We start from the raw sequence: 11,617 nt of genomic DNA, 5'->3' as shown, positions 1-11,617 counted from the left end.
GCGTGTGCGGGGCGTCATGCCGGGGGCGGGGCCCCATGGCCCGAAAGCCCTCTGCGTCCTCTGCCGCCCGGCCCCCGGCCATGGACGCGGTCCCGGCGCCGGCTGGGGGCCACCGGTGCCCCGGGGATGGCGGGGGCCCCCTCTGGCATCCCCCCGGCGAAATCTTTTGTAGAATTTTCTGCCGGAGTGTGATATCCTAAATAAAACGGCCGGGGCCGTGCGGAGCTGCGGCGGGGAGGGGGGAGCATCATGCTGCGCGTATTTTTGGTCGAGGACGAGAGCATCATCCGGGAGACCCTGCGGGACACCGTCCCCTGGGGCCAGTACGGCTACTCTTTCGCCGGGGAGGCCGGGGACGGGGAGATGGCCCTGCCCCTCATCCGCCAGGTGAAGCCGGACGTGCTCATCACCGACATCCGGATGCCCTTCATGGACGGGCTGGCCCTCAGCGAGCTGGTGAGGCGGGAGTTCCCGGAGATCAAGATCGTCATCATCTCCGGCTATGACGACTTCGAGTATGCCCGGCAGGCCATCAGCATCGGGGTGGACCGGTACCTCTTGAAGCCCATCACGAAAAAGGCCCTGCTGGACGTATTGGCGGAGCTCAAGGAGAAGATCGAGGGGGAGCGGGCCAACCGGAGCTATCTGGCCCAGTTCCACCGGGAGGCGGAGGAGTACGAGCAGTACACCCGCCGGGTGTTCTTCGAGCGGGTGGTGGCGGGCCAGCTCTCCGTCCAGGAGATCTACGAGTCGGCGGCAAAGCTGGACATCGACCTGCGGGCCCAGTGCTATGCCCTGGCCTTCTTCTCCGTTCTGCCGGAGCCCTCCGCCTCGGCGGAGGCCTACTCGGAGCCCGGGGCCCGCCTCCGGGACGCGCTGCTGGAGCATCTTTTGAAGTACCCGGAATACGTCCTCCTGCGCTGGAACCTGACCACCTACGCCGTGCTCCTCAAGGGCGAGACCGCCCGGATGGAGGAGCTGGCCCGGCGCTGCGTGGAGACGGTGCGGAGCCAGTACGCGGCCTGCGCCCCGGAGCAGAGCTGGTACGTGGCCATCGGCCGCCCCACCCAGCGGCTCAGCACCCTGCCCGCCTGCTTCGAGGAGGTCTCCCGCCTCTGGGCCTACCGGCACATCCTGCCCCAGCAGCACGTGTTGACGGCGGACACCGTCAGCTTCCTCACCGGCACCGGCGGCGGGGACAGCCACCTGGAGCAGCTGGACGCCGGGAAGGTGGACCCCGCCATCCTCCAGGGCGTGATGCAGAGCGCCAGCGCCCAGGAGATCCCCAGCTTCGTGGACGAGTACATCCGCAGTGTGGAGGAGGCCCTGTCCTCCAAGCCCTTCTGCCAGTATCTCATGCTCTCGGTCCGCTTCACGGCGGCCCGCTTCGCCGCCTCCCTGGGGATCGGACAGCGGGAGGCCTTCGCGCCGCTGACCTGCCTGGACCTGGTGGGGCGGAACGTGACGGCGGCGGACCTGAAAGCCTACTTCTCCGCCATTTTGCTGCGGATGGCGGAGCTGCGGGACCAGGCGTCCAGCAGCCAGTGCCGCCAGCTCCTCAAGCAGGCGGTGTCCTATATCGACAGCCACTTTACCGAGGAATCCCTGTCCCTGAACCAAGTGGCCCGGGAGGTGAACATCTCTGCCAACTACCTCTCGGCGGTGTTCAGCCAGGAGATCGGGGCCACCTTCACCGAATACGTCACCGGGAAGCGGATGGACCGGGCCAAGGAGCTGCTGCGTTCTACGGACAAGCGCTCCGGCGAGGTGGCGGCGGCGGTGGGCTATAAGGACCCCCATTATTTCAGCTTCCTGTTCAAGAAGACCCAGGGCTGCACGCCCCGGGATTACCGGGGGAAGCGCCCATGAGCCGCCCGGATTCCATCCAGAGCCGGATGCGCCGCATGGTGGTGGTCTCCTGCGGCTTCATGGCGGCGGTGCTGGCAGTGACGCTGGCCCTGGTGCTGGTCTACAACGGCCAGTACAAAGACCTCCTCTACAACGTGACCACGGCCTCGGAGTTCAACCAGGATTTCAAGGAGAACATCGACCTCAAGATGTATTACTACGTCATCGAGAGCCGGTATTCCGAGGGCCTGCCCATCCAGGAGGTCCAGGCGGCCCAGGCCCTGGCCAAGGACCTGCTGGGCAGCACCAGCCAGAAGGACAGCCTCCAGGCCGTCACCAGCGTGCTGGACCTGTGCGAGAACCTGGAGGGGAAGATCTATCAGATCGAGGAGACCCAGAGCTATGACAGCCGGCAGATGCAGCTGGAGAACAACATCTACGTCCTCACCGCCCTGATCCAGGAGTACATGTACAACTACCTCTATTACGAGTCGGTGCAGCTGAACCTGCTGCGCCAGCAGATCTCCCGCCAGATCACCGCGGAGATCCTGCTGGTGCTGCTCCTGTCCGCGGTCCTGATCGTGCTGCTGGCCCGCTACAGCGTCCACCTGAGCCGTTCCGTCGCCCAGCCGGTGGTGGACCTGAGCCGCCGGGCCGAGGACGTCATCGGCGGCGACCTGACGGTCCGGGAGCCGGTCCGCTCGGAGACCTACGAGATCCGCACCCTCAGCGAGGGCATGGAGCAGATGATCGCCCGGATCAACGCCCAGATCCAAGAGATCACCCAGAAGCAGACCAGCCTCCGCAAGACGGAGCTGGCGCTGCTCCAGGCCCAAATAAACCCCCATTTCCTGTACAACACCATGGACACCATCATCTGGCTCATCGAGGCGGACCGGCCCCAGGCGGCGGTGGAGATGGTCTCCGACCTGTCCAGCTTCTTCCGCCACTCCCTCAGCCGGGGAGAGGACGTCATCACCCTGGAGGAGGAGGAGAAGCATGTCCGCAGCTACCTCCAGATCCAGCAGGCCCGGTATCAGGACATCCTGGACTACGCCATCCGGATCGATCCCGCCCTCCGGGGGACGCGGCTGCCCAAGCTGACCCTCCAGCCCCTGGTGGAGAACGCCCTGTACCACGGCATCAAGCTCAAGCGGGGCAAGGGCCGCATCAGCATCACCAGCCGGGGGGAGGGGGAGGACGTGCTCCTCCAGATCGCCGACGACGGCGCGGGCATGACGGCGGCGCGGCTGGAGGAGCTGGAGCGGGCCATCGCCAACGGGGAGCGGGTGGGCTTCGGCCTGGTGACCGTCCACGAGCGGCTGCGGCTGCAGTTCGGCCCGCCCTACGGGCTGACGCTGTCCAGCCGGGAGGGCGCGGGGACCACCGTGACGGTGCGGGTCCCCCGCCAGGGGAAGGAGGAGGCATGAGACGCGTTTTCCCGATCGTGCTGCTGGGCCTGAGCCTGGTCCTCGGCTCCGCCTGCGGAGCCGGGAGGGATCCCCAGGGGGATCCCTCCAACAATGAGGACCTGACCGTCGTCGGCATGTGCCAGGTGGGAGCGGAGTCCGACTGGCGGGTGGCGAACTCCGAGTCCATGAAGGCGGTGTTCACCGAGGAGGACGGCTACCGCCTCCTGTTCGAGGACGCCCGGCAGAAGCAGGAGAACCAGATCACCGCCATCCGGAAGTTCATCCAGCAGCAGGTGGACTATATCGTCCTGATGCCCATCAGCGAGAGCGGCTGGGGCTCCGTGCTCCAGGAGGCGAAGGAGGCGGGCATCCCCGTCATCCTGGTGGACCGCATGGTGGACGTGGAGGATGAGAGCCTCTACGCCGCCCACATCGGCTCCGACTTTTTGCGGGAGGGGAGGCGGGCCGTCTCCTGGATGGAAGACACGTTCCGGGAGGCGGGAGGCCCCGTCCGCGTCATCCACATCCAGGGCACCCTGGGCTCCACCGCCCAGCTCGGCCGCACGGCGGCGCTGGAAGAGGCCGTGGAGGCCCACGAGGACTGGGAGCTGCTGGCCCAGATGGACGGGGACTTCACCCAGGCCAAGGCCTATGAGGTCATGACGGGATACCTGTCCTCCCCTTCGGGGGAGGGGGACATCGACGTGGTCTACTGCGAGAACGACAACATCGCCTTCGGGGCCCTCCAGGCCCTGGAGGAACAGGGGTACGTCTGCGGGCCGGACGGCGTGAGCATCATCACCTTCGACGCCACCCGGGGGGCGCTGACGGAGTGCCTGAACGGGAGGATCGCCCTGGCGGTGGAGTGCAACCCCCTGCTGGGGCCGCTGGTGGAAACGGTGATCCGGGACATGGAGGCGGGCCGGACGCCGGAAAAGCATTCATACGTAGAAGAGCAGGTCTTCACCTCGGAGGACCTGACGGCGGCGCTGATCGAGGGCCGGGAGTATTAGGGCCCTGTCCCCGCGGGCCCGGACGCCCGCCTCCTCGGGAGGGCTCGCCGGCGGCGGAGCCCTTTGGCGCATGCCGGTGCGCCTGGGGAGCTGCGCCTCCCCTCCGGCAAGATCTGCGCGGGGGCCCGCCCGCTGGCATGGGACAGGTCCAAAAAAGGCCGGGAACGGATGTCCCATCCGTTCCCGGCCTTCGTCTATCCGCTGCTGCGCACCACCAGCTCCCACTCCAGGGCCCTCGAGCGGGCGGGCTCCCTTTGCAGGAGGCCAATCATCTGTTCCGCCGCCACCCGGCCCATGCGGCTGCGGTGGCTGAGGGAGGTGATGGGGACGGGGCCCAATTGGCTCAGGTAGCTGTTGTCGAAGCTGACCACTGCCACCTCCCCCGGCACCCGGCGGCCCGCCTCCAGCAGGGCCTGGATGAGGTGATAGGCGATCTCGTCGTTGTAGCAGATCACCGCCGTGGCGTCCTCCAGCCGCTTCTGGAGGAAATCGGTCAGCAAGCGCCGGTCCTTCCCCTCCAGGAGACGGCGGCGGTCCTCGGTGTCATACCAGGCGAAGCGCCTGTCCCGGAGGGCCAGCCCCGCGTCCCGGAGGGCGGAGACCGCCCCGTGATAGCGCTGGGGCCCCTGTATGTCGTCGCCCTTGAAGATCCCGGCGATCTCCCGGTGCCCCCTGCCCGTCAGATAGCGGGCCAGCTGGTAGCCGCCGCCGTAATTGTCGTCCGCCACGCAGGGGACCTGGTCCAGCCCGGCGTAAGCGCCGTGGAGGAAGACGACGGGCGTGCCCGTCTGGAGGAGGCGCTGATAGAGGTCGGCGTTGGGCGTGGGCAGGGCGGTCTTGGAGCCCTCCACCAGGAGGCCGCTCACCGGTTCCTCCAGCAGGCGGAGCAGGATCTCCCGCTCTGCGCTGACCTGGTTCTCGGTGGCATAGACGGCGGTGGAGTAGCCCTGGCGGGAGAAGACGTCGGAGGCGTCGTGGAGGATGGCGGGGAAGATGTAGTCGTCCAGGAAGGAGGTCACCACGGCGATCTGCCGGGGGGCTTCCCCGGGGAGGAGGCCGGTGGCGTAGGACCCGCTGCCCTGCCGCCGCTGGATCAGCCCTTCCTCTTCCAGGAGGGCCAGGGCGTGACGGACGGTCTGCCGGCTCAACCGATACCGGCGGCTGAGCTCCTGCTCGGTGGGCAGCTTATATCCGGCCTGCCCGCTGTTCCGGGTCAGCTCCTCCCGGAGCCGGTCTGCCAGGAGCTGGTATTTTGTCGCCATGCCCGCGCCTCCTTCCGCCGTGGATCGCTTCCATTATACCAAGGGATGACGGTGATCTGCCCAAAATAAAGGTTGATGCTTTTTGGGATTTTGTCGTCCTCCTCAAAAGAAAACACAAAATTCGTCTGCCAAGGCTGGGGGGCCCCAGCCCGGCAGACAAAATTTTTCACCTTTTCCCCAAAGAAAATCGACCGATCTTCCAGGATCGGGCGATCTGCCGGAGGGGGAGATCTGCCCGGCGCCGCTGAAAATCGGAAGAAAACGAACAAATAGAGGAGACAAATCGTAAGATTTTCGACCTGGCGGCGGATTGCTCCCCTCATAGCCCTGAGATTTGTACTATCTTATGTCATAATAACTAAAATTTGTCCTATTTACTCATACAAAAATAGATAGAATGACGAAAAACGTATTGACTTTGCGTTGGGAATCGTTTTTAATGCAGCTAAGGGAGCCGGGCGGGCCCGGCAGCCCCAAGATCTGAAAGTGAGGAATCGGTCATGAAAAAAGTTTTTTGTCTCCTGCTGACCCTGTGCATGGTCCTGGCCCTGGCCGCCTGCGGCGGCAAGACCGGCGGTGACTCCGCTCCCGCCGACAGCGGCAGCTCCGCCCCGGCGGACAGCGGCTCCGACGCCCAGCAGCCCGCCGGTGCCGGCGGGGAGCTGATCACGGTCGGCATCATCAACAACGACCCCAATGAATCCGGATACCGGACCGCCAACGACGCGGCCATGCGGGCGACGTTCACGGAAGAGAACGGCTACAAGGCCACCTTCTACAACAACAACGACGCGGCCCAGCAGATCGCCACCGCCCAGCAGATGGTCCAGGACGAGGTGGACTTCCTGCTGCTCTCCCCCGCCTCCACCACCGGCTGGGACACCGTCCTCCAGGACGCCCAGGCCGCCGGCACCCAGATCATCCTCTTTGACCGGATGCTGGAAGCCGACGAGAGCATGTACGTAGCCGCCGTCGTCTCCGACATGCCCGCCGAGGGCGCCACCGCCGTGGAGTGGCTGGCCGCCCAGGGCCTCGACGAGTACAACATCATCCACATCCAGGGCCACATGGGCTCCGACGCTCAGCTGGGCCGCACCGGCGCCCTGGACGAGAAGGTCGCCGCCGAGGGGAACTGGAACTATGTGACCCAGCAGACCGCCGACTGGGACGAGGCCACCGCCCGCACCATCACCCAGTCCGTCATCGACTCCGGCAAGCCCTTCAACGTGATCTACGCCGAGAACAACGGTATGGCCCGGGGCGCCGTGGCCGCCCTGGACGCCGCGGGGATCACCCACGGCAAGGACGGGGACGTCATCGTCATGGGCTTCGACAGCGACAAGTGGGCCTTCGAGGCGGTGCTGACGGGCAGCTGGAACTACATGGGCCTGTGCAACCCCCTCCAGGCGGACACGGTCGACAGCATCATCAAGGACCTGGCGGCCGGCAAGCAGCCCGCCCAGAAGATCATCTACACCCCCGAGCAGGGCTTCGACTGCGATACCCTCACCCAGGCCGATGTGGACACCTACGGCACCTGATCCCGTGTGACCGGGGCCTGAACATCACGTGACCCGACATGCGGCGCGGCTGACATGCCGCGCCGCATTTTTGAGACTAGGAAGAATGGAGGCGTGACCCTATGGAGCAAGGCGCGGTGCTGCAGATGCGGGGCATCTGCAAGTATTTCCCCGGCGTGCGCGCCCTCCAGGACGTGGACTTCACCCTGCGCAGGGGGGAGATCCACGCACTGATGGGGGAGAACGGCGCGGGGAAATCCACGCTGATCAAAGTGCTGACCGGCGTGTATCCCAAGGACGGGGGAGAGGTCCGTATCGAGGGCGTGGACGGGCCCGCCGTCATCCGCTCTCCCCAGGACGCGCAGAACGCGGGCATCAGCACGGTGTATCAGGAGATCACCCTGTGCCCGAACCTGAGCGTGGCGGAGAACATGTACATCGGCCGCACGAAAGGGGCGGTCACCAACTGGAGGAAGATGAACAGCGGCGCGGGGAAGATCCTGGAGTCCCTGGGCATCCCCGCCAGCCCCCAGCAGCAGCTGGGCTCCTGCTCCATCGCCGTGCAGCAGATGGTGGCCATCGCCCGGGCGGTGGACATGGAGTGCAAGGTGCTGATCCTGGACGAACCCACCTCCTCCCTGGACGAGCAGGAGGTGCAGAAGCTCTTCGGTCTCATGCGGGACCTGCGGGAGAAGGGCGTGGGCATCATCTTCGTCACCCACTTCCTGGAGCAGGTCTACGAGGTCTGCGACCGGATCACCGTCCTCCGGGACGGCCAGCTGGTGGGCGAGTACGTCATTGAGGACCTGCCCCGGGTCCAGCTGGTCAGCAAGATGCTGGGCAAGGAGCTGGACGACATGGCCGACATCAAGGGCGAGTCCGGCGGCGTGGCCACGGACCGGGAGGGGGCCCCCGTCCTGGAGGCCCGGGGCCTTTGCAGCAGCGCGGGCATCAAGCCCTTCGACTTCTCCATCCGCAGGGGGGAGGTCAACGGCTTCACCGGCCTGCTCGGCTCCGGGCGGAGCGAGTGCGTCCGGGCCATCTTCGGCGCGGACCACGTCACCGGCGGCACGGTGAAGATGGACGGCAGGGAGGTCAAGATCAAAAAGCCCCTGGACGCCATGAAGCAGGGCATCGGCTACCTCCCCGAGGACCGCAAGGGCGACGGCATCGTGGGCGACCTCTCCGTCCGGGAGAACATCATCCTGGCCTATCAGGTGATGAAGGGCTTCTTCCATCCCGTCTCCCGGGCCCAGGCGGAGGCTTTCGCCGACAACTACATCCAGCTGCTGGAGATCAAGACCGCCTCGGCGGACACCCCCATCAAGTCCCTCTCCGGCGGCAACCAGCAAAAGTGCATCCTGGCCCGGTGGCTGCTGACGGACCCCAAATACCTGATCCTGGACGAACCCACCCGGGGCATCGACATCGGCACGAAGATCGAGATCCAGAAGCTGGTCCTGCGCCTTGCGGAGAAGGGCACCAGCGCCACCTTCATCTCCTCGGAGATCGACGAGATGCTGCGCACCTGCTCCCGCCTCATCGTCATGCGGGACCGGAAGGCGGTGGGCGAATTGTCCGGAGAGGACCTGACCCAGACGAAGATCATGGCGACGATCGCGGGAGGTGACGAATGATGACGCCGGTGAAAGTACCTGAGACCAAAACGGAGCAGCCCGGCGAGAGCCTGTTCAAGCGGCTCGTCCGGCAGCAGCTCTTCATCCCCTTCGCGGCCCTGGCCCTGCTGGTGCTGTTCAACCTGATCGCGGACCCGTCCTTCTTCTCGGTCACGATCAAGGAGAACAGCCTGGGCAACCCGGTGCTCAGCGGCAACATCATCTCCGTGCTGGACAACGCCTCGGAGCTGGTGATCCTGGCCATCGGCATGACGCTGGTGACCGCCTCTTCCGGCGGACAGGATATCTCGGTGGGCGCGACCATGGCCATCGCCGGCAGCGTCATCCTGCGGATGGTCTGCGGCGGGCAGGTCACCGCCGACACCCTCCAGATGCCCCTGTTCCTGGCGGTCCTCATCGGTATCGCGGTGACCGCCGTCTTCGGCGCGTTCAACGGCACGCTGGTGGCCTACTTCAAGATCCAGCCCATGGTGGCGACCCTGATCATGTTCACCGCCGGGCGTTCCATCGCGGCCTGGATCAACAACAACCAGCTGCCCATCATGAACGACGTTTCCTTCAAATACGCGGGGACCTTCCTGCCCGGCATCCCCGTGCCCACCCCCATTTTCATCACCGCCTTCGTCATCCTGCTGTTCTGGCTGGTGCTGAGATTCACCACCCTGGGCCTCTACACCCAGTCGGTGGGCATCAACGCCGGCGCCTCCCGCCTCAACGGCCTGGACCCGCAGAAGGTCAAGCTGCTCACCTATGTGATCTTGGGCGTGTGCGTGGCGGTGGCGGGCTTCATCCGGGTCAGCCGCAGCGGCTCCATCAACTACTCCCGCATCGCGGAGAACATCGAGATGGACGCCATCCTGGCGGTGGCCCTGGGGGGCAACGCCCTCTCCGGCGGCAAGTTCAACATCTACGGCTCCATCCTGGGGGCCTACGTCATCCAGTTCCTCACCACCACGCTCTATAAATATGAGGTGCCCTCCACGGCCCTGCCCGCGTACAAGGCGGTGGTGGTCATCCTGCTGGTGGTCCTCAGCGCCCCGGTGGTGCGGAGCAAGATGGCGGGCCTGCGGTTCCAGGCCAAAGCGGATAAGATCGCAAAGGAGGCGAAGTGATATGACGACCACCGCGGCGAAAACGCCCCGTCTCAAGGCCCGCCGGGAGATCTCGGACACCAATTTGCTGCTCACCATCACGGTGCTGGTCTTCTTTGCCCTGTACCTGTCCGCCGTCGTGTTCCTGGGGGGCGGCTTCACCAAGCCTCAGAACTTCCTCAACATCCTGAACAACAACGCGTCCCTGATCGTCCTGTCCTGCGGCATGAGCATCGTCATGATCACAGGGGGGATCGACATCAGCGTGGGGGCCGTCACCAGCCTGGTCTGCATGGCCGGGGCGGTCAACCTGGAACGGCAGGGCGGCAGCGTCGGGACCGTCCTCCTCATCGGCCTTGGCATCGGCCTGGCCTTCGGGCTGGTCCAGGGGTATCTGGTGGCCTATCTGGAGATCCAGCCCTTCATCGTGTCCCTGGCGGGCATGTTCTTCGCCAAGGGCATGACCACCATCGTCAGCAAGGAGCCCATCCGGGTGACCAGCGAGGGCTTCCTGGCGGTGAAGGACACCCGCATCATCGTCCCCGGTCTTGGCTCCAACAACAAGCTGGGGCAGTATATCCCGGCCTATGTGGAAGTGGGTGTCATCATCGCCCTGCTGGCGGTGGTGCTGCTGTTCTGCCTCCTGCGCTGGACGAGGCTTGGCCGCAGCTTCTACGCCGTGGGCGGCAACGACCAGAGCGCCAACATGCTGGGCATCAACGTGCGCCGCACCAAGTTCCTGGCCCATATCCTGTGCAGCCTCCTGGCGGGCCTGGGCGGCATCTTGTACTTCCTCCACGTGGGCAGCGGAGACGTGGCCAACGGCGCGGGGGACGAGATGAACGCCATCGCCTCCTCCATCATCGGAGGGACCCTGCTCACCGGCGGCGTGGGCAACGTGGCGGGCACCTTCTTCGGCGTCATGAGCCTGAACACCATCAAGCGCATCGTCTCCTCCCTGGGCTTCGACGAGGCGTGGTGGTCCAACATCACCGTAGCGGCCATGCTCTGCCTGTTCCTGGTGATCCAGAGCATCGTGCTGATGCGCAAGGACAAAGGCGGTAAGGAGGGTGGGGAATGAACACCTGCTTAGGCATCGAGCTTGGCTCCACCCGCATCAAGGCCGTCTCCATAGACGGGTCCTTCCGGCCCGTCTCCTCCGGGGACTACACCTGGGCCTCCCGGTTCGAGGACGGCGTTTGGACCTATCCCCTGGAGGAGGTCTGGACCGGCCTGAGGGCGGCGGTCTCCAAGGTGGAGGACAGAGAGAGCATCGCCGCCATGGGCGTTTCCGCCATGATGCACGGGTATTTGGCCTTCGACGAGGACTGGGAGCTGCTGACCCCCTTCCGCACCTGGCAGAACACGATGACCGGCCCGGCGGCGGCGGAGCTGACGGAGCGGTTCGGCTTCAACATCCCCCAGCGCTGGAGCATCGCCCACCTCTATCAGGCGGTGCTGAACGGCGAGGAGCACGTGCCCAGGATCGCCCACATCACCACCCTGGCGGGCTATGTCCATCACATGCTCACCGGAGTGGACGCCGTGGGGGTGGGGGAGGCCAGCGGCATGTTCCCCATCGACAGCGCCGCCCTGGACTACGACGCCGGGATGCTGGCGAGGTTCGACGCGCTGCCGAAGGTGAAGGACCTCCCCTGGAAGCTCCGGGATCTGCTCCCGGAGGTGCTGGCGGCGGGAAGGCCCGCCGGGACCCTGACGGAGTCCGGCGCGGCCCTGCTGGGCGGCCTGCTCCCCCCGGGGATCCCCTTCGCCCCGGCGGAGGGGGACGCGGGCACCGGCATGACCGCCACCAACGCCGTGGCCCCCCGGACGG

9 protein-coding genes are annotated in these 11,617 nt (G+C 65.9%); 8 read left to right on the top strand and 1 reads right to left on the bottom strand.

From position 1 onward, the window contains the following. Positions 1-249: 249 nt before the first annotated feature. Genes QZ332_RS07320 through QZ332_RS07310 form a run of 3 tightly spaced genes read left to right on the top strand, consistent with a single transcriptional unit; the run spans position 250 to position 4,273 of the window. Positions 250-1,869, top strand: coding sequence for a response regulator (locus tag QZ332_RS07320; protein ID WP_295764180.1), 1,620 nt, complete (start codon positions 250-252; stop codon positions 1,867-1,869). After that, positions 1,866-3,278: a sensor histidine kinase gene (locus QZ332_RS07315; protein ID WP_295764179.1), complete on the top strand. Its 1,413-nt coding sequence runs from the start codon at positions 1,866-1,868 to the stop codon at positions 3,276-3,278. The genes QZ332_RS07320 and QZ332_RS07315 overlap by 4 nt, the downstream gene beginning before the upstream one ends. Then, on the top strand, positions 3,275-4,273 hold the full coding sequence (locus QZ332_RS07310) for an ABC transporter substrate-binding protein (RefSeq protein WP_295764178.1): 999 nt from the start codon (positions 3,275-3,277) through the stop codon (positions 4,271-4,273). Before QZ332_RS07315 ends, QZ332_RS07310 begins: the two co-directional genes overlap by 4 nt. A gap of 194 nt (positions 4,274-4,467) precedes the next feature. Here QZ332_RS07310 and QZ332_RS07305 read toward each other — a convergent pair whose 3' ends face one another. Beyond that, positions 4,468-5,535, bottom strand: coding sequence for a GntR family transcriptional regulator (locus tag QZ332_RS07305; RefSeq protein WP_295764177.1), 1,068 nt, complete (start codon positions 5,533-5,535; stop codon positions 4,468-4,470). A 500-nt stretch (positions 5,536-6,035) separates the two neighbouring features. Here QZ332_RS07305 and QZ332_RS07300 point away from each other — a divergent pair, with 500 nt between their 5' ends. The 5 genes from QZ332_RS07300 to QZ332_RS07280 form a co-directional block, all read left to right on the top strand. After that, complete coding sequence (locus tag QZ332_RS07300; protein ID WP_295764176.1) at positions 6,036-7,076, top strand: substrate-binding domain-containing protein; 1,041 nt, start codon at positions 6,036-6,038, stop codon at positions 7,074-7,076. 101 nt (positions 7,077-7,177) lie between these two features. Then, complete coding sequence (locus QZ332_RS07295; RefSeq protein WP_295764175.1) at positions 7,178-8,692, top strand: sugar ABC transporter ATP-binding protein; 1,515 nt, start codon at positions 7,178-7,180, stop codon at positions 8,690-8,692. Then, complete coding sequence (locus tag QZ332_RS07290) at positions 8,692-9,804, top strand: ABC transporter permease (protein WP_295764174.1); 1,113 nt, start codon at positions 8,692-8,694, stop codon at positions 9,802-9,804. The genes QZ332_RS07295 and QZ332_RS07290 overlap by 1 nt, the downstream gene beginning before the upstream one ends. 1 nt (position 9,805) lies before the next feature. Continuing rightward, complete coding sequence (locus QZ332_RS07285) at positions 9,806-10,864, top strand: ABC transporter permease (protein ID WP_295764173.1); 1,059 nt, start codon at positions 9,806-9,808, stop codon at positions 10,862-10,864. Continuing rightward, the coding region (locus QZ332_RS07280) for an FGGY family carbohydrate kinase (protein ID WP_295764172.1) at positions 10,861-11,617 on the top strand (757 nt) is incomplete at its 3' end. The genes QZ332_RS07285 and QZ332_RS07280, both read left to right, overlap by 4 nt.

Source organism: uncultured Oscillibacter sp. (genome assembly GCF_910584465.1).
In the GTDB taxonomy this organism is placed as follows: domain Bacteria; phylum Bacillota; class Clostridia; order Oscillospirales; family Oscillospiraceae; genus Oscillibacter.
The sequence above is the reverse complement of the archived record's forward strand: the minus strand, read 5'-3'. Positions and strand labels throughout refer to the sequence as shown.